The sequence below is a fragment of the Nitratireductor sp. GCM10026969 genome, from assembly GCF_042660605.1.
In the GTDB taxonomy this organism is placed as follows: Bacteria; Pseudomonadota; Alphaproteobacteria; order Rhizobiales; family Rhizobiaceae; genus Chelativorans.
Genome location: NZ_JBHSUM010000009.1, coordinates 31,087 through 53,407, shown reverse-complemented (window position 1 = coordinate 53,407; position 22,321 = coordinate 31,087). Strand labels below are relative to the sequence as shown.

General features: G+C 66.0%; 20 protein-coding genes. 11 read left to right on the top strand and 9 right to left on the bottom strand.

The genetic code is table 11. The features are described 5' to 3' along the window. The first annotated feature begins 10 nt into the window (after positions 1–10). The 5 genes from ACFP9U_RS04180 to ACFP9U_RS04160 all read left to right on the top strand — a co-directional run bounded on the left by ACFP9U_RS04180 (position 11) and on the right by ACFP9U_RS04160 (position 5,558). On the top strand, positions 11–1,660 hold the full coding sequence (locus tag ACFP9U_RS04180) for a thiamine pyrophosphate-binding protein (RefSeq protein WP_378619244.1): 1,650 nt from the start codon (positions 11–13) through the stop codon (positions 1,658–1,660). 29 nt (positions 1,661–1,689) lie between these two features. Continuing rightward, positions 1,690–2,043: a cupin domain-containing protein gene (locus tag ACFP9U_RS04175; protein ID WP_378619243.1), complete on the top strand. Its 354-nt coding sequence runs from the start codon at positions 1,690–1,692 to the stop codon at positions 2,041–2,043. Positions 2,044–2,132: 89 nt separating this feature from the next. After that, positions 2,133–2,819 carry a GntR family transcriptional regulator gene (locus ACFP9U_RS04170; RefSeq protein WP_378619242.1) on the top strand — a complete coding sequence of 229 codons (687 nt, stop codon included), beginning with the start codon at positions 2,133–2,135 and terminating at the stop codon, positions 2,817–2,819. A 40-nt stretch (positions 2,820–2,859) separates the two neighbouring features. Beyond that, the gene (locus ACFP9U_RS04165) at positions 2,860–4,050 is read left to right on the top strand and encodes a diaminopropionate ammonia-lyase (protein WP_378619240.1); all 1,191 of its coding nucleotides are present in this window, start codon (positions 2,860–2,862) and stop codon (positions 4,048–4,050) included. Positions 4,051–4,079: 29 nt separating this feature from the next. Beyond that, positions 4,080–5,558 (top strand): pyridoxal-phosphate dependent enzyme, encoded by a 1,479-nt coding sequence (locus ACFP9U_RS04160; RefSeq protein ID WP_378619239.1) that lies wholly within the window; start codon positions 4,080–4,082, stop codon positions 5,556–5,558. A gap of 45 nt (positions 5,559–5,603) precedes the next feature. Here ACFP9U_RS04160 and thiI read toward each other — a convergent pair whose 3' ends face one another. Both thiI and ACFP9U_RS04150 read right to left on the bottom strand, forming a co-directional pair. Beyond that, the gene (thiI, locus tag ACFP9U_RS04155; RefSeq protein WP_378619238.1) at positions 5,604–7,073 is read right to left on the bottom strand and encodes a tRNA uracil 4-sulfurtransferase ThiI; all 1,470 of its coding nucleotides are present in this window, start codon (positions 7,071–7,073) and stop codon (positions 5,604–5,606) included. A gap of 231 nt (positions 7,074–7,304) precedes the next feature. Further along, on the bottom strand, positions 7,305–8,222 hold the full coding sequence (locus ACFP9U_RS04150) for a LysR family transcriptional regulator ArgP (protein WP_378619237.1): 918 nt from the start codon (positions 8,220–8,222) through the stop codon (positions 7,305–7,307). Between the two features lie 100 nt (positions 8,223–8,322). Here ACFP9U_RS04150 and ACFP9U_RS04145 point away from each other — a divergent pair, with 100 nt between their 5' ends. Together ACFP9U_RS04145 and ACFP9U_RS04140 are read left to right on the top strand one after the other, a co-directional pair. Beyond that, positions 8,323–8,931 carry a LysE/ArgO family amino acid transporter gene (locus ACFP9U_RS04145; protein WP_378619270.1) on the top strand — a complete coding sequence of 203 codons (609 nt, stop codon included), beginning with the start codon at positions 8,323–8,325 and terminating at the stop codon, positions 8,929–8,931. Positions 8,932–9,066: 135 nt separating this feature from the next. Then, positions 9,067–10,665, top strand: coding sequence for a S10 family peptidase (locus tag ACFP9U_RS04140; protein ID WP_378619236.1), 1,599 nt, complete (start codon positions 9,067–9,069; stop codon positions 10,663–10,665). A gap of 12 nt (positions 10,666–10,677) precedes the next feature. Here the strand turns inward: ACFP9U_RS04140 and ACFP9U_RS04135 are convergent, their stop codons facing one another. From ACFP9U_RS04135 to ACFP9U_RS04125, 3 genes are read right to left on the bottom strand one after another with little or no spacing between them, the layout of a single operon-like run. After that, complete coding sequence (locus ACFP9U_RS04135) at positions 10,678–11,757, bottom strand: ABC transporter substrate-binding protein (RefSeq protein WP_378619235.1); 1,080 nt, start codon at positions 11,755–11,757, stop codon at positions 10,678–10,680. Then, positions 11,754–13,121: a sensor histidine kinase gene (locus ACFP9U_RS04130; RefSeq protein WP_378619233.1), complete on the bottom strand. Its 1,368-nt coding sequence runs from the start codon at positions 13,119–13,121 to the stop codon at positions 11,754–11,756. Before ACFP9U_RS04130 ends, ACFP9U_RS04135 begins: the two co-directional genes overlap by 4 nt. Beyond that, positions 13,118–13,798, bottom strand: coding sequence for a response regulator transcription factor (locus tag ACFP9U_RS04125; protein ID WP_378619231.1), 681 nt, complete (start codon positions 13,796–13,798; stop codon positions 13,118–13,120). Before ACFP9U_RS04125 ends, ACFP9U_RS04130 begins: the two co-directional genes overlap by 4 nt. Before the next feature lie 103 nt (positions 13,799–13,901). Between ACFP9U_RS04125 and ACFP9U_RS04120 the strand changes: the two genes are divergently transcribed. From ACFP9U_RS04120 to ACFP9U_RS04110, 3 genes are all read left to right on the top strand, one after another. Continuing rightward, a complete protein-coding gene (locus ACFP9U_RS04120) occupies positions 13,902–14,888 on the top strand; it encodes a Bug family tripartite tricarboxylate transporter substrate binding protein (protein ID WP_378619229.1) in 987 nt (328 codons plus the stop codon). A gap of 75 nt (positions 14,889–14,963) precedes the next feature. Further along, positions 14,964–15,395, top strand: coding sequence for a tripartite tricarboxylate transporter TctB family protein (locus tag ACFP9U_RS04115; protein WP_378619228.1), 432 nt, complete (start codon positions 14,964–14,966; stop codon positions 15,393–15,395). Between the two features lies 1 nt (position 15,396). Then, positions 15,397–16,917 (top strand): tripartite tricarboxylate transporter permease, encoded by a 1,521-nt coding sequence (locus ACFP9U_RS04110; protein WP_378619226.1) that lies wholly within the window; start codon positions 15,397–15,399, stop codon positions 16,915–16,917. Positions 16,918–16,970: 53 nt separating this feature from the next. Here ACFP9U_RS04110 and ACFP9U_RS04105 read toward each other — a convergent pair whose 3' ends face one another. The 3 genes from ACFP9U_RS04105 to ACFP9U_RS04095 form a co-directional block, all read right to left on the bottom strand. Further along, positions 16,971–18,542 carry a GMC family oxidoreductase gene (locus ACFP9U_RS04105; RefSeq protein WP_378619225.1) on the bottom strand — a complete coding sequence of 524 codons (1,572 nt, stop codon included), beginning with the start codon at positions 18,540–18,542 and terminating at the stop codon, positions 16,971–16,973. A gap of 66 nt (positions 18,543–18,608) precedes the next feature. Then, positions 18,609–19,148 carry a gluconate 2-dehydrogenase subunit 3 family protein gene (locus ACFP9U_RS04100; protein WP_378619224.1) on the bottom strand — a complete coding sequence of 180 codons (540 nt, stop codon included), beginning with the start codon at positions 19,146–19,148 and terminating at the stop codon, positions 18,609–18,611. A 39-nt stretch (positions 19,149–19,187) separates the two neighbouring features. Further along, positions 19,188–19,583, bottom strand: coding sequence for a VOC family protein (locus tag ACFP9U_RS04095; protein ID WP_378619223.1), 396 nt, complete (start codon positions 19,581–19,583; stop codon positions 19,188–19,190). A 204-nt stretch (positions 19,584–19,787) separates the two neighbouring features. Here ACFP9U_RS04095 and ACFP9U_RS04090 point away from each other — a divergent pair, with 204 nt between their 5' ends. Further along, positions 19,788–20,129, top strand: coding sequence for a ribbon-helix-helix domain-containing protein (locus tag ACFP9U_RS04090; protein WP_322449462.1), 342 nt, complete (start codon positions 19,788–19,790; stop codon positions 20,127–20,129). Positions 20,130–20,199: 70 nt separating this feature from the next. On the opposite strand, the gene ilvD is transcribed toward ACFP9U_RS04090, so the two are convergent. Then, on the bottom strand, positions 20,200–22,035 hold the full coding sequence (gene ilvD / locus ACFP9U_RS04085; RefSeq protein ID WP_378619222.1) for a dihydroxy-acid dehydratase: 1,836 nt from the start codon (positions 22,033–22,035) through the stop codon (positions 20,200–20,202). Positions 22,036–22,321 lie beyond the last annotated feature (286 nt).

Genomic DNA, 22,321 nt, shown 5'->3' with positions numbered 1-22,321 from the left:
AACGCAGAAGATGACGAAGCAGCAGAATCTGGACGGAGGAGCGGCGGTCGTCCGCTGGCTGAAGGCGGCTGATGTCGACCACGTCTTTTCCGTGTCGGGCGGACCGATCAATCCCGTCTACAGGGCGTGTGCCGAACTCGACCTTCCGCTCGTCCACGCGCGCCACGAGGCGGCGGCCTGTTTCATGGCCGAGGCAGCCTCGCGCGTTAACGGCAAGGCGGGCGCGGTGGTCGTCACGCTCGGGCCGGGCGCCACCAACACGGTCACGCCGGCGCTGGTGTCGACGCTTGCCGGGACGCCCCTCATCATCATCGCAGCGCAGGCGCCCACGCACACCTTCGAGCGCGGTGCGGGCATGTCCTACGATCCGCTTCCCATCCTCTCCAGCGTCACGAAGTGGTCGGCGCGCGTCCTCGATGCGGATCGCATCTCCGAATATCTGGACATCGCCTGGCGCAAGATGTGGGCAGGCCGGCCCGGCCCGGTTTTCCTCGAGATTCCGGCCGACATCATGGCGGCGCCGCTATCGGGTTCTCCGGCTTCGCTCTCCCGTTCCGCGCCGCCGGCCCCGGCGCGCCCGGCGCCCTCCGCAGGTGATGCCGCACGGCTTGCCGAAGAACTGTCGCAGGCCAGGCGGCCGCTGCTTCTGCTCGGCGAGGAGATCTTCTGGACGGGCGGTGCCGGCTGGCGCGCGGTCATTGAGAAGCATCATCTGCCGTTCGCGACGCTGCGCCTGGCGCGCGGCATCGTCGACGAGCACCATCCGCTCTTCATGGGACCGGGCTACAGCCCCTGCAACGCGACCTTGCGCAAGGCGTTACAGGAGGCGGACCGTGTCTTTCTGATCGGCCATCACTTCGAGTTTGATCTCGAATTCGGCGACAAGCTCGGGGCCGAGACGCGCGTCATACAGATCGCTTCCGACCCGGAACTTCTCAACCGCAACCGGCGGGCCGACCTGGCGATCGCCGCGGCGCCGGCGAACGTGGTGCAACTGTTCGAGGCGGCACCGGAGGCGCCGGTCGAGCGGCAATGGGTCGACGGCCTGCTGGCCGGTTGGCGCGAGGAGTGGCAGGGCCAACTCGGCGCGGATGCCGAGGACGGCGGGCTTCACCCTATCGCCGCCATCGATGCGGTCACCGACGCCGCACCCGCCGAGACCATCTATGTGTCCTCGCACGGCAACGTCGATTTCTGGGCCGATGCGCGTCTTCGCCTCAACGCTCCCGGCCGCTATCTGCGTGCCGGTCAGTCCGGGGCGCTCGGCGCCGAGGTCCCGTATGGAGCCGGCGCGGCCTTTGCGGCGCCCGGTGCGCCGGTGATCGTCTTCGTGGGGGACGGCGGCGTCGGGTTCCATGTCACGGAGATCGACACGGCCGAGCGCTACGGCAAGCCCTTCATCATCGTCGTGCTCGACGATGAATTGTGGGGCGCCATCGCGCTGCCGCAGGAAGCCAGCTACGGCGCCATGTACGAGATGGACCTGCCGCGCCGCGACTGGGCCAAGGTGGCCGAGGGGCTGGGCGGCAAGGGCTATATCTGCCGCAATCGCGAGGAGATCGACCATGCGGTCAAGGATGCCCTTGCGAGCGGCAAGCCGGCCATCATCCAGGTCTCGGTGCGCTCGGTGATCAGTCCATACATGGAATACATCTCCTGAATTATGAAAACGAACGGGAATTCAAAGCGATGAAAGTCTGGAAGGACGGAGACAAGCGCGGCATCACGCCGCCCAATCATTTCGGCGGGCTCGAGGTCCTCGATATCGTTTCGCTGGCCGGCAGCCCTTTCTCGGTGCAGGTCTCCAAGGCGCCGCCCGGGGGCGGCGGTGAAATGCACCACCATGAAGAGTGGTCGCAGGTTTTCTACGTCGCAAAAGGTGAGATGACCTTCGATACGGGCAACGAGCGCTTCACGCTGAGCGAGGGTCAGTCGGTCCTGTTCGAGCCGGGCGATCCGCACTACACGTTGAACGAGAGCGAGGAGGAGAGCACCTGCCTGGTGATCACGGTCGATCACAGCCGGGCCGGTTCTCGGGCATAACGGTCGCCAAGTCGATTGCCTTTGCGTCGCGCCGGCCATATGGCGGATCTAGAATGGATACGCTTGGAAACAATGGCGAGAGGTGAACAATGCAACGCCAGCTAGTCTCGGGCAAGGAGACCGCTTCCACGGCCGCTACCGTGGTCGAAGCGCTGGAGGACGATATCCTCCACAGCGTCTTGAAGCCTGGTGACAGGCTTGACGAGCAGGCGCTAGCCAAGCGGTTTCAGGTCTCGCGAACACCGATCCGCGAGGCGCTGCGCGATCTGGCGTCAAGCGGGCTCGTCGAGATCCGGCGCAATCAGGGTGCCATGGTGCGCACCCTCACCACGACCGAACTCATCGAGATGTTCCAGGTGGTGGCGGAACTCGAAGGCCTGTGCTGCCGCCTGTGCGCCCGGCGCATGAACGACGCAGAACTGGCGGAAATCCGCAGGCTCAACGAGGTCTGCGACGAGCGCGCACGGGCAAACGATCATGACGGCTTCTTCGCCGCCAACAACCTCTTCCACGAGATGATCTACGACGGGTCGCGGAACGCCTATCTCCAGGAGGAGGTGCGCAAGCTGCGCAATCGCGTCAACGTCTACCGCCGCCACATCAGCTTCCAGCCGCGCCGCATGGTGCGTTCGGCGGCCGAGCACTGGAAGATCGTCGAGGCGATCGAGAAGGGCGAGGAGGAGGCCGCGCACAACCACATGCGCGAGCATGTCGACCTGCTGGCGGGTTCGGCGGCGGACGTGCTCCTGGCGCTCGAGGCGCGCAACAGAAAATAGGTCCGGCCGTCGAGCCGGCGCAAATCGGATACGTAACTCAATGAAGATCGTAGACAACCGGGCGGCAGCAAAGGGTGCAGCGCTGTCGCCGCAGGAGGCCGAAATCGTCGGGCTGAGCGCGCCCGGCATCGTCGCGCCGTTCATTGCCGCCTGCCCGAAGCACGGGGCCACGCCGCTCGTCCCGCTGCCGGGGCTTGCCGCTTCACTTGAGGTCGCCGGCATCGACCTCAAGGACGAGGGCCAGCGTCTCGGCCTCAAGAGCTTCAAAGCCCTCGGCGGCGCCTACGCGGTGGCGCGTCTGGTCCACGAACACGTGGAGGCGCGCCTCGGCCGCAAAGTCGCGCCGTCCGAATTGAGGGACGAGGCGATCCGGCCCATTGCCGCCGAATTGACGGTCTGCTGCGCCACGGACGGGAACCACGGCCGTTCCGTCGCCGCGGGGGCGCAGCTGTTCGGCTGCTGCTGCGTGATCTTCCTGCACGAGGGAGTCTCGAAAGGGCGCGAAGAGGCGATCGCCGGCTTTGGCGCGCAAATCCGCCGCACCGACGGGAATTACGACGCGTCCGTGGCCGAGGCGACCGAGACCGCCGAGCACGAGGGCTGGACGACCGTGTCCGACTTTTCATGGCCCGGCTATGAGCGCATCCCCGGTCTCGTCATGCAGGGCTATACGGTGATGCTGGCCGAGATCGTCGAGCAGATCCAGGCGCCCTATACGCATGTCTTCGTACAGGGCGGGGTGGGCGGCCTTGCCGCCGCGGTCGCCGGATACTTCCATGACTGGCTGGGCAGGGACCGACCGAAGCTGATCGTTGTCGAGCCGGATCGTGCCGCCTGCCTTCAGGCGAGTGCGGAAAAGGGCGAACGCCTCGAGATCGCGGCCGGCGACTCCACCGTCATGGCCATGCTCGAATGCTACGAGCCTTCACTCATCGCCTGGCAGATCCTGGAGAAATCGGCGGACGCCTATATCGACATTCCCGATGGCGCCGCGGTGGACATGATGCGGCGGCTTGCCCGGCCCGTAGGCGGCGACCAGGCGCTGGAGATCGGCGAATCGGGCGTGGCCGGCCTTGCCGGGCTCAAGGTGGCGGCAGCGCAGCCGGAGCTGCGCGCCGCGCTGGGGCTCGACGCCGGTTCCCGCATTCTCGTGATCGGTACCGAGGGGGCGACGGATCCCGTCCTCTACCGCCAGCTCGTCGGCGGCGACACGGCGGCCGGCGAAGCGTAGATGAGCGCCGCATTTCGGGAGAACGGACCATGAGCAATCTCTTTTCGCAGACCGTCGTCGACCAGGCCGCCTACGAGAATGTCGTTACGCAGCTGAAGGACAAGGGCGTCCGTCTTCCCAGGATCGCCGACTTGGCCGACCCGTCGACGATCGCGCCGGAGATCGTCTCGGATCTGCAGAACGTGGACCCGGATGCGGCCGATGCACGCAACCTGTTTCGCGTCCACTGGTACAACGACGCCGGGCGCAAGGGCTTTGCCGACACGCCCGCTCATCTGGTGCTGCCGCCCGAGCTCACCGGCGTGCGGGCGAAGATCATCGTCGCCGTCGGCGCCCGCTTTCCGATGATCAGGGCGCACAAGGTGCTGGCGGCCTACGGGTGCCTGGTGCCGCGGCTGGTGACCGGGCAGTTCGATCCGTTCGCACAACGCAGCGTCTGGCCGTCCACCGGCAACTACTGCCGCGGCGGCGTCGCCATCGCCACCACCCTCGGCTGCCGCAGCGTTGCCGTCCTGCCGGAGCTGATGAGCAGCGAGCGCTTCCGCTGGCTGGAGGAATGGGTGGCGGACAGGCGCGACATCGTGCGCACGCCGGGCTCGGAAAGCAACCTGAAGGAGATCTACGACGCGTGCCGCGAACTGGCCGGGGACCCGCAGAACGTCATCTTCAACCAGTTCAGCGAGTTCGGGAACTACATCATTCACCGCGCCGTCACCGGGCCGGCGCTGGAGGCCGTCTTCAACGCGGTGAACGGGGAGGGACGTCTCGTCCCGCGCGCCTTCGTCTGTGCATCCGGCTCCAGCGGCACGCTCGCCGCCGGTGATCACCTGAAGAAAAAGCTCGGCAGCGCCATTGCGGTGGTCGAGGCGCTCGAATGCCCGACCTTGCTGCGCAACGGCTACGGCGAGCACAACATCCAGGGTATCGGCGACAAGCACGTTCCGCTCATCCACAACGCGCTCAACAGCGATTTCGTGATCGGTGTGTCCGACCAGGTCTCGGACCATCTCAATCTGCTCTTCAACACGGAGGAGGGCAGGGCCTATCTGGCGCATCGCAAGGGCGTCGACCCGGCGCTTCTGCGGCAGCTTTCCGCGCTCGGCCTGTCGGGTATCGCCAACGTCGTGGCGGCGATCAAGCTGGCGCGCTATCTCGACCTGGGTGAGGACGACGCGCTCATGACCGTGGCGACCGACAGTGCCGAGATGTACGGCTCCCAGGCCGAAAAGACCTTGAAGCAGGACTATCCGGAAGGTTTCGACACGGTGTCGGCGGCGGAGGTGGCGGGGCGTTACCTGTTCGGCGCGGCTACCGACAATCTGGAGGAACTCGATCACGTGGGCCGCCAGCGCATCTTCAATCTCGGCTATTACACCTGGGTCGAACAGCAAGGCGTCGCGCTGGATGATTTCGACCGTCGCCGCGATCCGCGCTTTTGGGACGGCCTGATGGACATGGTGCCGGTTTGGGACGATCTTATCGACGCGCTCAACGCGCGGCTTGGATGAGGTGAGACAGGGCGCGATCCCTGTCCCGGACCTCACAAGGGCGGGCTATGCCGGTTCGGCGTCGTGATCGTGGCGTTTGCGGATGGCGCCGATGCCGCCGCGCAGTGCGTAGGCCTGGTATCCGTATTGCTGCATGATCTCCGCCAGATGCGCTGACTGCGTGCCGAACGCACAGTAGAGAACGTAGGAGTGGCGCTTGTCGAAGCGTTTCATGTCGCGGATGACGCTTTCGGGGGAGCGGTTCACCGCTCCGGGAAGGTGCCACCGATCGTAGTGCGCTTTCGGCTGGCAGTCGATCACCTGGCCCCCCTCCGGCACCTCATCGACGAAGAGATAGTCCGTGCGCAGTTCGGCCCCCGTCACGGTGGCGAGATCGACCTGGCGCATGCCGGCGATGGCGCGCTCAAGCGCCTGTTCGTCCGTCTTCGCCTCTTCAGCCGCTGCGGCGCGCGCCGTGCTGCGCACCGCCGGTGAGCGGTTCGCAAGAGCGCAATGCTCGGGAATGCGCTCCGACAGAAGCGCTGTGCCGATAAGGCGGGCCTGGGCCATGATCTCGCTCTTGTCGAGGCCGACCAGCGGGCGCAGGACGAGCCTGTCGGCCGCCGGCTCGATGGCACTCAGGTTCGACAGCGTCTGCGACGAGACCTGGCCGAGGGCCTCGCCGGTGACGATCGCCTGGGACCTGAGGCGCCCGGCGAGACTGGAAGCGGCGCGGTACATGAGGCGCTTGAGGACGACCTGCCAGAGGGCCGGGTCGACATGCGCCTTCATGTCCGACACGACTTCGTTGAAATCGATCACGAAGATGCGCGGGCGCCCGCCGAAGGCCCACATATCCGTCAGCACCTTGGCGACCTGGATGACCTGGCGCTCGTAGGCGCCGCCGGCCAGGTTGCAGAACAGGAAATCGACGGCGACGCCACGCCGCATGATCCGCCAGGCCGCGACGGCCGAATCGAAACCGCCCGAAAGAAGCGCCAGCGCCTTGCCTTCGCTGCCGAGCGGCAGCCCGCCGGCTCCTTCAGCGCGCTCGGTGAAGAAGTAGGCATCATTGCGGAGAACCTCGACATGGACGGTGACCTCCGGATTGTCGAGATCGACGGTGGCGTGCGGATTGAGAACAGCACCGAGATGGCGCTCCACATCGACGGAATTGAAAGGGTGGTGCCCGGTGCGGCGCACGCGCACCGCGTAGCGGCGGCCCTCGACCGTGCGGGCGAAATGCGCTTCCACCGTTCGCGCCATGTCGTCGAGGTCCGCCTTGCAGCGCGCGGTTACGTGCGAGAAGTTCGCGATGCCGAACACACGACCGAGTTGCGCGCGCGCCCGCGCTTCATCGCTTGCGAAGACGAAAAGCCGGCCGTGGGTCTGCGCGATTCGTGCGCGCACACCCGCCTGCGACAGGGCGGCAAGAATGTTGCGTCGAAGCACCTGCGCGAAACGACCCCGGGTCCTGCCCGACTTGGTCGAGAGGTCGGCGGAGAAACGCACGATGAACAGGCTTTGCGACGTCATTCTTCCTATCGGCGTTTTCGTGGCGGTGCCTCGGCTGCGGTGCGCGACCGGGGCCGCGCACCATTTGGGCCGGGCGGCCAGGAATTTCAAATCGATCTATCGGCCTGGTCGGCGCGGCAGGCTGCGATGCATCTGCCAGCCGTGCTTCTAGCGCGGTTGTAGAGGCGTATCCAGTGGCCGGCCCGTTTGCGCGGGGTGCCCGCCGCATCCGCAACAGCGACCTTGCGGCCCTCATTCATCCTCACGCGGCGCCTCATGCACAAGGTCGCGCCGGGCGGTGGTGACGATCTCCTTGGTAAGTCCTTCAAGCCGATCGGCGGCGAGACGGTTCACCTGCCAGTAAAGCCGAACGTCGAGTCCGAGACCAGGGATCAGTTCCACCAGCCGGCCCGAATTGAGGTCGTCCTTCACCAGTTGCGCCGGGTTCAGCCCCCATCCCATGCCGGCCTGGCAGGCTTCGACGAAGGCTTGTGTCGAAGGCAGCCAATGGGTGGGATGGGAGAGCTCTTCTCCGAAGGCCTGCCCGACCCACTGGGCCTGCAGGCGATCCTTCTGACAGAAGGTGAGAGCGGGCGCATGGGCGAGGCTTTCCGGTGTGACGCCTTGCGCGAAATACCGCGCGAAGAAATCGGGACTGGCCGTCGCGTGATAGCGCAGGGCGCCGAGAAAGACGCGGCGGCAGCCGGCGACCGGTCTATCGAGGCTCGTCACCGCGGCAAGAACCCTGCCGCGCTGCAGCCACTCGGCCGTATGGTCCTGGTCGTCCACGGCGATGTTGAGGAGATACGCCGACTGCCTGGAAAAACGTGCGGCCGCCTTGAGGAACCACGTTCCCAGACTGTCGGCGTTCGTCGCCACATGGATGGTGACCTTCTGCGGCGTTTCCTGTCCAGCCAGCGCAGGAAGGGATTTGTAAAGCTCGCTTTCCAGCATCCCGACATGCTCGATGTGCCGGCAGAGCAGTTCTCCCTTCGCAGTCGCCACGCACGGGTTCCCGCGGACGACGAGGACGACCCCGAGCCGCTCCTCCAATTGCTTGATGCGCTGGGAGACCGCGGAGGGGGTGACATTGAGCACGCGTGCGGCTTTCTCGAAGCTGCCGGTCTGTACGACCGCGGCGACGGCGCGAAGAGCGGGATAGTCCATCATCAGATTAGTTCTGCTTTATTCAACTTAGAAACATTAATTGGCCTAAAGTTGCAGCCGCGGCTAGAGGAAAGTCGTGTCCGGACATCGGGATTTTCACGGCATGGCGGTTTCGGTCTACATGACGGGGCTGACGATCGGCCTCGGGCTGATCGTCGCGATCGGTGCGCAGAACGCGTTCGTTCTGCGCCAGGGCTTGCGCAACGAGCACGTCTTTGCCGTCTGCCTCGCCTGCTCCGCGTCCGATGCGTTGCTGATCACCCTCGGCGTTACCGGCTTTCAGCGCGTCGCTGCCTTCCTGCCCTGGCTCGACCCGGCCATGCGCTACGGCGGTGCTGCCTTCCTTTTGTGGTTCGGCGCCAGGAGCCTTTATTCGGCCACGCGATCGTCCGAAACGCTCGAGGCCGGCGCAATGGGTGTGTCCAGCCTGCACAGAACTCTCGCCACCTGCCTGGCGCTGACCTGGCTCAATCCGCACGTCTATGTCGATACGGTCGTGCTGCTCGGCACGGTCTCGACGCAGTTTCCCGATGCTGGCGTGTCGTTCGCCGCGGGCGCGGTGACGGCGTCCTTCCTGTTTTTCTTCACGCTCGGTTATGGGGCGACACGGCTGCGCCCCGTCTTTGCGCGACCGTCCTCCTGGCGCGTTCTGGAGGCGCTCATCGCCGTCACCATGTGGGCGATTGCCTGGAAGCTGTTGGCCGGCATTTAAAGCATTCCAGGAAAAGTGCATGCCGGCCTTCCGTCTGGACTACGTGAGATCCAGCACGCCCGGCCTTTTCATCGTGAGTTCAAACCGGACGTGCTAGGTTGCCGCGACACCGGATTCGATCAAACGGCGGCACGAATGAAATTCCTTTCCAAATCGGCGCCTTGGGCGATGCAGGCAGAAGAAGCGAAGCGGGTAAGAGCGGCCGGCTCTCCACCATGGGCACGGGCCGTCCTTGTCGCGCTCCTTGTCTGGTTCCTCGCTGCGCCGCTGTCTTATGCGCAGGATGAGAGCGATGCCCGTGAGGCCGCGCCCGCAGCCGAGACCCAGGAGGCCCAGCCGGCCGCTGCGAAGGGGCGCTTGCCGGAGACACGGCGGACGCGGCACACGATCCGGATCGGCGGGGAAGATATCCGTTTCCTGGCAACGGCCGGGGCGATCACACTGACGAATGCGCAGGATCGGCCCGAGGCGGACATCGCTTTCGTCTCCTATACACTGGAGGGTGCCGATCCGGCCGCGCGGCCGGTCACCCTCGCGGTCAATGGCGGCCCGGGGGCGGCATCCGCCTATCTTCACCTCGGTGTGCTCGGACCGTGGATCTTGCCGATGGACGAGGAGCAGATCGTGCCCTCGCAGAAGGTCGAACTGGTCGAGAATCCACAGACCTGGCTGGCGTTCACCGATCTGGTCTTCATCGACCCTGTCGGGACCGGGTTCAGCCGGCTTGTCGATTCGAACGACCGGCTGCGCGAGCGCTATCTTTCCATCGACGGCGACATTGAGGCGCTCGCCCGTTTCATCGTCCGCTGGCTTACGGAAAACGGCCGCCTGGCCTCGCCGAAATATTTCGTCGGTGAGAGCTACGGTGGCTTCCGCGGACCGCTTCTGGCGGAAGCCTTGCAGACCGACCACGGGGTCGGGCTCAGCGGCATGGTCCTCCTCTCGCCGGTTCTCGATTTCGGCTGGTGGGCGCAACCGGAGCATTCGCCTCTGCCCCTGGTCTCCCGCCTGCCGTCGTTCGCCGCGACGGAGATGGAGCGCCGGGGCACCTTCTCGGAAGAGGGGCTTGGCGAGGCCGAGGCCTACGCCAGCGGCGCGTTCGTGACGGACTTCCTGCGCGGGGTGAGTGACGACGACGCGCTCGGCCGGATCGTCGAACGCGTGTCCGAACTCACCGGACTGTCGCAGGATCTCTTGCGCGAGCATGGCGGGCGGATCGGTATGGACACTTTCACGCGCAATTTCCTGCGGGAGGAGGGGCGTATTGCCAGCAGCTACGACGCGGCGGTCAGCCTCGAGGTGCCGGTGCGGGGGCGGCGCACGCACGTGCCGGATCCCGTCCTTGACGCGATGACGGCACCGTTGACCAGCGCGATGCTCGCCCATTACCGCGACACGCTCGGCTGGCTCCCCGAGCGGCGCTACCACCTGCTCAACACCGGCGTGAACCGCGCCTGGGAATGGGGCGGCGGGCGCAGCCAGCCGGAGGCGATCAGCGCGCTCGGCCGGGTTCTGGCGCTGGACCCCGCGTTCCGGGCGCTGGTCGTTCATGGCTACACGGATCTTGTGACGCCTTATTTCGCGAGCGAACTGCTCCTGCGCCAGCTCCCCGCCTTCGGGCAGGGAGAACGCCTGCGGCTTGAGACCTATCGCGGCGGACACATGTTCTACACGCGTGAAGGCTCGCGCTCGGCGTTTCGGGACGGTGCGCGGTCGCTTTACCGCGGTCGATAGAAGGGCCGCCCTTCAAGGGCTCCCGGCGGCGATGTCGCCCGAGGGCAGTGCCGCGCGCCATTCCTGAAGAAAGATCTCGCGCTTGGCCCGGTCGAGCCCGACCAGGAGCGCCGGGGTCATGGCGACGGGCCGGAATGCGCGCGCGTCGGCGCTGCCGTCGGCAAGCATGCGCGCCAACTCCTGCGCGCCGTCGATGGGCGACAGAAGCCGCATTTGCGCCGTCAGGACCTCGCGCCCGGCCGGGGAGAGCATGAAGGTGATGAAGGTCTCCGCAAGTTCCGGCGCGCGGGCGGTGGCCGGGACGAATGCCGCCCGCGCGAAGACGAGCGTATAGTCGGAAGGCAGGACAATGCCGATGCGCTCATCGCTGCGGATCATCTGAAGCGCATAGGAGCCCAGCACGTTGTAGCCGACCAGCAGGCGCCCGTCGGCAACCCGGTCGAGGATTTCCGCCGTGCAGCAGAATAGCCGGGCGCGGTTGCGGCCGAGACTCTCCACCAGCCGGCCCCAGGTGCTGGCCTGCAGCGCGTCCTGGAAGGCGAAGAGATAGCCGACGCCCGAGGCCTGAATGTCATAGGTGCCGATCTTGCCTATGAAATCCTCGCTCTCGCGCAGGAGGTCGATCAGCTCGAAGCGGCTCTGCGGCACCGCGCGGCCGGTGAAATAGGCGCGGTTGTACACCATCACCGCCGGCTCGAAGGTGAGCCCCACGAGTTCCTCGCGCCAACGCGCCCAGTCGGGCAGCCCGGCGCGGGCTTCCGCCGGCAGGGCAAGGGCGCAGCCGTCGTTGACGAGCTTGAGCTGCTGGTCGACCGATGAACTGACGACCAGATCGGCCACGAAACGGCCCGCCTCGCAGGCCGCAGAAACGTGGTCGTCGAGTTCGTTGGTGGTGAGCTCGCGATAGGTGATGGCCACGTCCGGGTGGCCGCTCTGGAATGCGCGCAGCATCGGCTCGAAGATGGCGAAATCCGTCGAGCTTTCGATCATCAGGTCCCGCGCGGCCGTGCCCGGCGCCTCCAGCCGCGTTTCCGTCGCCCGGGCCGGAAGCGCCGTCAAAAGCAAGAGGGCGATGAAGATCAGTCTTTTCATGCCGCCGCCATCTCCAGGCCGATCGAGAAGCCGTCGGCACAGGTCTCGCGTGTCAGCCGCGCATCGTGCATGCGCGCCACGGAAGCGACGATCGACAGGCCAAGGCCGGCGCTGTCGGGGCCGATCCCGTTGGCGGTGAAGCGCTCGCCGATGCGCGCGGCCAGCTCTTCGGGAAGACCGTCACCATGGTCGTGCACCGTGACGGCGGCGTGCCGCCTGCCACAGCGCGCGACGCGAAGCGTGACCGGTGGTGCGCCGTATTTCGCGGCGTTGTTGAGCAGGTTCTTGACCGCTTCGCGCAGGCTGACGGGGTCGCCTTCGACCCATACCGGCCCGTCGGGCAGGTCCAGCGCGACCGTCCGATCCGTCGCCGCGTGCAGGGCGCGCTCGGCCTCGATCGCCACGCGGCGCAGATCGATGCGCTCCTTCTCGGCCGTGTCGGCGCGATGGGAAACGAGTGCCTGGCTCAACAGCTGGTCGGCCAGCCGCCCGAGCCCCACGCTGCGCGCGTAAAGCCTCCGGTGCAGCCGCTCGAGGCGTGCCGGCTCCTTCTCTTCGAGCGCCAGTTGGGCCTGGGCCCTGAGAGCGGTGATCGGCGTGCGGATCTGATGCGCGGCATCGGCGACGAAGTTCTGCATCGCCTCGATGCGCCGGTCGAGCCGGCCCATGAAGCGGTTGATGGCCGAGACCAGGACGGCGATTTCCTTCGGCGCCGGGATGGCGATGGGCGACAGGTCGTTCGCCTCGCGCTCCAGAATAGCCCGTTCGACGCGGGCGAGCGGCCTGAGGGCGACACGCAGGACGAGAAGCGCCAGGAGGAGAAACAGAATGCCGGCCGCTGCGATGATCAGCACGGCGCGCAGGGCGATGCTGTTTGCCAAGGCGGTGCGCTCGCGTGTCGTCTGGGCGACGAGGATGACGACCTCGCCGCTGATGGTGCGCTCGGCCAGTTGCCGGGTCAGCTTGAAGGCGCGCACATCCACGCCCTTGAAGCGAGTGTTATAGAAGGTGTTCGGCGCTTCCTCACCGGGCGGAGGCAGGTTTCCATAGCCCGTCATCGTTTTCCCGTCGGGGCCGATGACGCGATAAAACACCCGGTCGGTCGCCACCAGCGACAGAAGCTCGAAAGCCGAGACCGGCAGGTCCACCTCCGCCTGACCCTCGCTGACGGAGATCCGCTCGGCGATCTGCAGCGCGGCCCCGCGCAGAAGCCGGTCGAATGCCTCGTCGCTGGCGGCCTGCCCGAAGCGCGTCGCCGCCACCATGCTCGCCAGCACGACCAGCACGAGGATGAACCCCATTGCCATGGCCAAGCGGAAGGCGAGGGACTGGGCACGGGGGAGGGCGCTTGCCGCGGTGGTCACGGTCTTTCTCCCTGGCGGACCGTGGCCTGGTAGCCCAGTCCGCGCAGTGTCTTGATTTCGAGATCGGCCGTTTCCAGCTTGCGCCGCAGCCGCCCGATATAGACCTCCACGGCGTTCAGCCCCGCCTCGCCGGTGAGGCCGTAGAGGCGCGAGTAAAGATCGTCCTTTTCCAGAACCCGCCCGAGATTGCCGAGGAAGGCCTCCAGCAGGATAAATTCGCGCCGGGTCAGTTCCACCTCGCACCCGTCAATGGCGACGGTGCGCGCGGCGAAGTCGCAGCGCAGGTTCCCGGCGTCGATTGCCGCCTCCGCCACACCGTGACGTCTGCGGCTGACGGCGCGGGCACGCGCCTCCAGTTCCCGCAGGTCGAACGGTTTGACCAGATAGTCGTCGGCACCGAGGTCGAGCGCATCGATCTTGTCTTCGACGTGCATGCGGGCGGTCAGCACGAGAACCGGCACATCGTTTCTGGCCGTGCGCAGTTCCTTGAGAAGCGTCAGCCCCGAACCGTCCGGCAGGTTGAGGTCGAGGACGATCAGGTCGTAGGGCTCAAGGTTCGCCAGATGCGCGGCATCCTCTCTGCTGGCCGCATGATCGCACACGTGACCTTGACGCTGAAAATGGGCGACGATCGCCTCGGCGACGTCGTGGGTGTCCTCCACCACCAGAACCCGCACTGTCTTGTTCCTCCCGAAATGACAGCTTGTTGACAGCTTGCCGTCTTATCTTCCCCGAACCTTCGCACAATGTACGTGCGGCAGGAACAAGGGAGGTTTTCTCATGAAAAAGCTGATCGCGGCCGGCGCCGCAACTCTTTTTGTCACCATTGCCTCGGCCGGCGCTTCGCTTGCGTTCGAACCAGGCAAGACCGAGTGCATCGCTCCGGCGAATGCCGGCGGCGGCTGGGACTTCACCTGTCGCCAGGTGGGCAAGACGCTTTATGACCTGGAGATCGTGCCGGGGCCCATGCAGGTGACGAACCTCGCCGGTGGCGGCGGTGGTGTTGCCTACGCGGAGGTCGTCTCCAAGCGCAATGACGACGACAGTCTCATCGTCGCCGCGTCCTCGTCCACCACGACGCGCCTCGCCCAGGGGGCATTCCCCGGCGCCAGCATGGACCAGGTCCGCTGGCTCGGGACCGTCGGTGCCGATTATGGCGTCATCGCGGTCGCCAAGGATTCTCCGGTCGAGACGCTGCCGGAGCTTTTCGAGCAGGTGAAGGAGAACCCGTCCTCCGTTTCCTTCGCCGGCGGATCCGCTGTCGGTGGCTGGGACCACCTGAAGATCCTGGTGGCGGCGCAGGCGGCCGGCGTCGAGGATGTGCGTTCCATCAAATATGTCGCCTTCGAGGGCGGCGGCGAAGCCGTCACCCAACTCCTCGGCGGCCACGTGCAGGCCTTTTCGGGCGACATCTCCGAGACCAAGGGGTTCGTGGATTCGGGCGATCTGAAGGTGCTCGCCGTGCTTTCCGACGAGCGCCTGCCCGGTGACGACTTCGCGCGGTTCCCCACCGCCAAGGAGCAGGGCATCGACGCCGTGGGCGCCAACTGGCGTGGCTTCTATGCGCCGGGCGGCATGAGCGACGAGGCCTATGACTTCTGGGTCGACGCCATCAAGACCACCTATGAAAGCGACGAGTGGAAGGAGATCATGGCGAACAACGGTCTGATGCCGCTCGCCAAGTTCGGTGACGATTTCAATACGTTCGTCGGCGAGCAGATCGACGCCACCGAAAAGCTCAGCCGCGAAATCGGCATCCTCAAGTAAGGGCCGGCAAACCGGCGAGGCAGGCCGCGGGCGAGCGTGTCCGCGGCCCCCGTGCCAACGAAACGGGAGGAAACCGTGAGCGACCGTATCCTGGGCAGCACATGCCTTGTCCTGGCGCTGCTCTACATCTACTTCGCCTTGCAGACGCCCGTCGGGTTCGTATCGGACCCCATGGGACCGAAGGCCTTTCCCGTCGGCATCGGCGTGGTTCTGGCAATCGGCGCGGTCTATACGCTCCTCAAACCGGATCCGGAGCCGGTCTGGCCGCGGCTGGGCCGCTTCGGGGAGATCGTCTTCGCCGTCGTGGTGATGGTCGCCTACACCTACGCCCTGCCGGAGTTCGGCTTCGTCGTTTCCACGAGCGTCGCTGCGGGCCTGCTGAGCTGGCGCCTGGGCGCAGGGCCGCTCGCGGCCGCCGTGGCGGGTATCGGCATTGCCGTGTCGATCTTCGTCATCTTCCGCCTGGTCCTGGGCCTGTCGCTCGCCGTCGGCCCCTGGGGGTTTTGACATGGACGTTTTTTCGAATCTCGCCGACGGCTTCGCCGTAGCACTCACCTGGCAGAATCTTGGACTTGCGCTGATCGGCTGCTTTCTCGGCACCATCATGGGTGCGCTTCCCGGGCTGGGGCCGTCGAACGGCGTTGCTATCCTCATCCCGCTCGCCTTCACGCTCGGCCTGCCGGCCACGCCCGCCCTGATCCTGCTGACCTCGGTCTATTACGGGGCCATGTATGGCGGGCGCATCTCTTCGATCCTGCTCAACATCCCGGGCGACGAGCCGGCCCTGATGACCACGCTCGATGGCTATCCGATGACCAAAAAGGGCCAGGCCGGCGAGGCGCTGGCCCTTTCGGGCGTGGCCTCCTTCGTCGGCGCCTTCTTCGCCACCTGGGGGCTGGTCTTCCTGGCGCCGCTCCTCGTAAATGTGGCACTCTTGTTCGGGCCGGCCGAATATTTCGCGCTTTTCACGCTGGCCTTCGCCACCCTCGGCGGCATTGCCGCGCGCAACCAGGCCAAGGCCCTGATCGCCGCTGCCCTTGGTCTCGGCGTGGCGATGATCGGCGTCGATCACCAGACGGGGGTGCCGCGGCTGACCTTCGGTAACATCCACTTCTACGACGGCATTCATTTCCTGATCGCCATTGTCGGCTTGTTTGCGATCTCGGAGGTCCTTCTCTTCCTCGAGCATCAGAAGGGCGAGGCACCGGAGGCGGGTCAGACCAAGCTCGGCCGCATCACCGTGCCCTTTTCGATGCTCGCCAAGACCGCGGCGACGATGGCCCGCAGCACCGTGATCGGCTTCGTCTCCGGCGTGCTGCCGGGCGCCGGTGCCTCGCTTGGCTCCTTCGTCTCCTACACGATCGAAAAACGCCTGAAGGACAAGGACAAAACCTTCGGCACGGGAGATCCGCGCGGCGTGGCCGCGCCCGAAGCCGGCAACAACGCGGCCGCCGGCGGCGCGCTGGTGCCCATGTTGGCGCTCGGTGTGCCGGGTTCGGGTACAACGGCGGTGCTTCTTGCCATGCTGATGGCGCTCAACATCACGCCGGGCCCGCTCCTCTTCACGCAGCAGCCGGAGGTGGTGTGGGGGCTGATCGCAGCGCTCTTCATCGGCAATATCATGCTGCTTCTTCTCAACGTGCCGATGGTGAGCATCTTCGTGCGCGTGCTTCAGGTGCCGACCAAATATCTGATGCCGGCGGTGGCCATGATCTCCTTCGTCGGGATCTACGGCCTGTCGGGCTCGACCTTCGATCTTCTGGTGATGATCGTCTTCGGCGTGGCGGGCTATCTGCTGCGCAAGCTCGACGTGCCGCTGGTGCCGGTGATCCTCGGTATCCTGCTGGGCAACGAGATGGAGAAGAACCTGCGCCGGGCCCTCACCATCTCGGACGGAGACCTGTCGATCCTCTGGGGCTCACCCATAGCGATCGGCATCTGGATTCTGGCCATCCTGGGCTTCATCGCGCCGCTGCTGTTCGGGCGGTTTTTGAGGCGCAAGCGTGCCGAGGTGAAAGCGGCGCCGTAGAAGCGTCCCGCCTCGCCGGAGAGGGGCAGCGCGGCGAGGCGCTGCCCCTTGCTTCAGATTTCCCTCTTGGCCATCTGGTCGGCGATATACTCCGCCTGCCGGACGGCCAGCGCGACGATCGTCAAGGTGGGGTTCTCCGCCGCTCCGCTGGTGAACTGGCTGCCGTCGGAGACGAACAGGTTGGGAATGTCGTGCGTCTGGCCCCACTTGTTCACCACACCTTCCTCCGGTTTCTCGCTCATCCGGTTCGTGCCCAGATTGTGCGTCGACGGATAGGGCGGGGTGGGCATCGTGCGGGTGGCGCCCACCGCATCGTAAAGTGCACTCGCCTGCCGGAACGCGTGGTCGCGCATGGCGACGTCGTTCGGGTGGTCGGTGAACCGGACGTCCGGTATCGGCAAGCCGTATTCGTCCTTTTCCTCGCCGTGCAGCTTCACCGCGTTCTGCTCCTGCGGCATGTCCTCACCCACGATCCACAGCCCCGCCATGTTCTCGTAGTGGTCGAGCGCGGTCGTGAAGGAGCGGCCCCAGGCTCCCGGATTCAGGAAGGCCGCCATGAAGGGGAGGCCCAGCGACAGCGTCTCCATCTCATAGCCGCCGACAAAGCCGCGCGATGGATCATGGCGCGCCTCGTCCTGGACGATGCCGGCCATGGTCGTGCCGCGCCACATGCGCACCGGCTTGTCGAAGATGGCGTAGACGGAGGCGGTCGTGTGGCGCATGTAGTTCTTGCCGACCTGACCGGAGGAATTTGCGAGCCCGTCGGGAAAGAGGTTGGATGCCGAATTCAGGAGAAGCCGCGGGCTCTCGATGGAATTCCCGGCCACGCAGACGATGCGTGCCCTCTGGCGCCGGAGACTGCCGTCCTTGTCCGCATAGACGACCTCGCTCGCTTTGCCGTCGGGGTCGTGCTCGATCTTCAGCACCTGGGATTGCGGCCGGACCTCGAGTCGCCCGGTGGCTTCCCCCTTCGGTATCTCTGTATAAAGGGTCGACCACTTGGCGCCCCATTTGCAACCCTGGAAACAGAAGCCGGTCTGCTGGCAGGCCATCCGGTCGTCGCGCCATTCGGAATTGATGGCCATGCGGCCGGTGCTGACCTCCTTATAACCGAGCTTCTTCGCCCCGGCTTCGAACACCTTGTAGTTGTTGTTGCCGGGGAGGCCCGGGATGCCGTTGGTGCGCGTGACGCCCATCTTGTCCTCGGCCTTGGCGTAGTACGGCGCGAGGTCGGTGAGCGTGATGGGCCAGTCGATCAGGTTGGCGCCGTCGACCGCGCCATAGTGTGTGCGCGGCTTGAACTCGTGTTCCTGGAAGCGCAACGAGGCGCCTGCCCAGTGGGTGGTCGTGCCGCCGACGGCCTTGACGATCCAGGCGGGCAGGCCGGGAAAATCCCTCGTAAGCCTCCAGCCACCGGAAGCCGTGCGCGGGTCGAGCCAGGAAAGCTGGCTGAAGGCGTCCCATTCGTCATTGATGAAGTCCTGATACTCGATGCGCGGACCGGCCTCGAGGATGACGACATCGATGCCTTTCTGGGCCAGTTCGTTGCCGAGCGTGCCGCCGCCGGCGCCCGAACCGATGATGACGACGACACTGTCGTCGTTCAGGTCGTAAGGTGCTGCCATTTTTTCCTCCCGAAAACGACGCCCGCTTCCCGGCCGGGAAAGGCGCCGGTTGCTCAGCCTTGCGGGCTAGAGCCAGTCGATGTCGTCGAAACCGCGGTCGATGTAGCCGTCCTTGGAGTAGGATTCGCCCTCGTAACCGAAGACCGGCCAGACATCCTTCTGGTTGTAGAGGCCGGTCACGAGGTCCGCCCGCAGGCTCTGGAAAAAGGCGCTGTCCTCGATGTCCTTGAGGATTGCGGTCCGGTCCTCTTCCCAACCGACGAAGCGGTAGCCCTCTCCTCCGGCGCGGCGGTCGAGATCCGCCACGCCTTCCTCCAGCATCGCGCGATAGTCCGCATCTTCGGCGGCCTTGGCGTCGTGGTTCTTGACCGCGACCGCATAGAAGCGGTCGGCGATCCGGTCATGGGGATAGATGTCGCGCGCCATCTGGATCAGCGTCGCCACGGTCTCGGCCTTAAGGGCCTTCGGCTCCAGGCCCCAGGCCTGGGGCGGGCAAACGACGGTTCCCCCGCTGACCACGAGAAGTCCGCCGACGCCGAGCGTGCCGGCCCGGCGCATCAACTCGCGGCGCGTGATGCCGGGATCTCGCCTGTAAACTGTGACCATTTCCTCCTCCCTTTGCTGCCTAGGAAACCAAAGCGCCTCTCACAGATAACGGCCCCGGCGCTGAAGGACTTCGATCTGATAGCCATCCGGGTCGGCGACGAAGAAGAAGCGCGCCAGAAGCTTTCCGTCGGGGCTGAACTCGACGATCTTTCGCGGCTCGAGACCGGCCTCCTGGAAGCGCTTGTGCTCCGCGTCGAGGTCATCGACGGAAAAGGCCAGATGGCCGTAGCCGTCGCCGAGGGCGTAGGGCTCGCTGCGGTCCTTGTTGACTGTCAACTCCAGCTCGAATTCGCTCTCGGCGTTGCTCAGATAGACGAGGGTGAAGGTGTCGAACTCCAGCCGCTCCGCAACTTCGAGGCCGAACGCTTGCCCGTAGAAGCGGGTCGAGCGCGCTTCGTCGAGGACCCGGATCATGGAGTGAATCGCTTTCGCCAATGGCTCGCTCCTCTGTGCTGTTTCGCCCATTGTGCCACGGCCGCGGCGACGGTGGTGGCATCGGGCTACTACATGGAGCGTTTCAGCGCTGAGGCGGCGGTCACGCGGATGGCGGGGGTGCGCGCCAGTCGACGGGCGAGTGGATTTGGCCGTCATTGGCCTGTAAGGTTCTCGTCAAGAACCACAACAAAGGAGGAGGAAGCCATGTGCAAGGTATTTGCCGAGCAGGACCCCGCCGGCTACATGCACGTTAGCCGCTCCGTTCGCATCGGCGGCCATGCCACCAGCATCCGGCTTGAAGCGGCCTTTTGGGCGCTGCTGGACGAGGTGGCAAGGTCGCAAGGGATGACCACTCCGAAGTTCCTGTCCACGCTCTACGAGGAGGCCCTGGAATCCAAGGGAGGGGTAGGCAATTTCGCGTCCATGCTGCGGACGACTTGCCTGCTCTATCTGCGCGGCAACCATGTTCCCGGCGCGGAGGATTGCGTGGCCGACTCCGAGGCCGACCAGATCGGAAAGCATACCGCACCGCTTCACCTGCAATAGAGGGCAGGCCCGGAAGCTCTCCGCCGTTCCGGGTGCCGGCTTTCGTCGGCACCCTCGTCTGGCGCTCTGCTTATTCGGGCACGCGGCGCACCGCGCCCTGGGCGGCGCTGGTGGTCATGGCCGCATAGGCCTTGAGCGCGGCGGTGACGTGACGCTTGCGCGGGGCTGCGGGCTTCCAGCCGGCCGCGTCCTGTTCGGCCCGGCGGCGTTCCAGCTCCTGCTCGTCGACGGCGAGCCGGATCGAGCGGTTGGGGATATCGATCTCGACCGTGTCGCCCTCGCGTACGAGGCCGATGGCGCCGCCTTCGGCCGCTTCCGGCGAGACATGGCCGATCGACAGGCCCGAGGTGCCGCCCGAGAAGCGCCCGTCGGTGACCAGCGCGCAGGCCTTGCCGAGCCCCTTCGATTTCAAATAGCTGGTGGGGTAGAGCATCTCCTGCATGCCCGGCCCGCCGCGGGGGCCTTCATAGCGGATGATCACCACGTCGCCCGGCTTGATCTCGTTCGACAGGATGGCCTTGACGGTGGCGTCCTGGCTTTCGAAGACACGAGCGGGGCCGGCAAATTTCAGGATGCTCTCGTCGACGCCCGCCGTCTTCACGATACAGCCGTCGGGGGCCAGATTGCCCTTCAGCACGGCCAGCCCGCCGTCCTTCGAAAAGGCATGCGGGACGTCGCGGATGGCGCCCGTCTCGCGGTCGAGGTCGAGCGTCTCCCAGCGCCGTTCCTGGCTGAAGGCCTGTTGCGTGGGCACCCCGCCGGGGGCGGCGCGGTAGAACGTATGAACCTTCTCGCCCGTCGTGCGGCGAACATCCCAGCGCTCTATGGCCTCGCCGATCGAGGCGGCGTGGACCGTCGGCACGTCCCGGTGGAGGAGGCCGGCCCGGTCGAGCTCGCCGAGGATGGCCATGATGCCGCCGGCGCGGTGCACGTCCTCCATGTGCACGTCCGACTTGGCGGGCGCCACCTTGCACAACACCGGCACGTGCCGCGACAGCCGATTGATGTCATCCATGGTGAAATCGATTTCGCCTTCCTGGGCGGCGGCGAGGATGTGGAGCACCGTGTTCGTCGAACCGCCCATGGCGATGTCGAGCGTCATGGCGTTCTCGAAAGCGGCCTTGCTCGCGATCGAGCGGGGAAGAACGCTCTCGTCGTCCTGCTCGTAGCGGCGCTGGGCGAGATCGACGACGAGGTGCCCCGCCTCGACGAAGAGGCGCCGGCGGTCGGCATGGGTGGCGAGCATGGAGCCGTTGCCGGGCAGCGACAGGCCGAGCGCTTCCGTCAGGCAGTTCATCGAATTGGCGGTGAACATGCCGGAGCAGGAGCCGCAGGTGGGGCAGGCTGAGCGCTCGATGGTCTGGACGTCCTCGTCCGAGATCCGGTCGTCGGCGGCCGCCACCATGGCGTCGACGAGATCGAGTGCCTGCTCCTTGCCGGAAAGCACCACCTTGCCCGCCTCCATCGGTCCGCCGGAGACGAAGACCGTCGGAATGTTGAGCCGCATGGACGCCATCAGCATGCCGGGCGTGATCTTGTCGCAATTGGAGATGCAGACCATCGCATCGGCGCAATGGGCGTTGACCATGTACTCGACGGAATCGGCGATGAGCTCGCGCGAGGGCAGGGAATAGAGCATCCCGTCGTGCCCCATGGCGATGCCATCGTCCACCGCGATCGTGTTGAATTCCTTGGCCACGCCGCCGGCCGCCTCGATCTCGCGCGCGACGAGCTGCCCGAGGTCCTTCAGGTGCACGTGGCCGGGCACGAACTGGGTGAAGGAATTGACGACGGCAATGATCGGCTTGCCGAAATCCGAGTCCTTCATGCCGGTGGCGCGCCAGAGGCCGCGGGCGCCGGCCATGTTTCTGCCGTGGGTCGTCGTGCGGGAGCGGTAGGAAGGCATATCTTTTCTTCGGTTCCTCTTGATCTGTCGGGCGCGACTATATCCGGGCGGACCGGCCAAGGCTACCGCCCACGTGGCCGTCCTCAGCCGCGATCCTTAGCGGGAAGAACACGAGGGGCACGACCGCCCATCATCGAGCGAGGACTTGAGGCGTGCGGAGTGCGGTTCTCGCAAAACGCCGCGCCGCCCTTGACCCGATGGGATTGCGGCGTATCTGTCGGGGATGCCCCGCGTCGCCACATTTCCGTTGCCGCGCTATGGCGGCGTCCGGCGCCGGCCAGTCAAC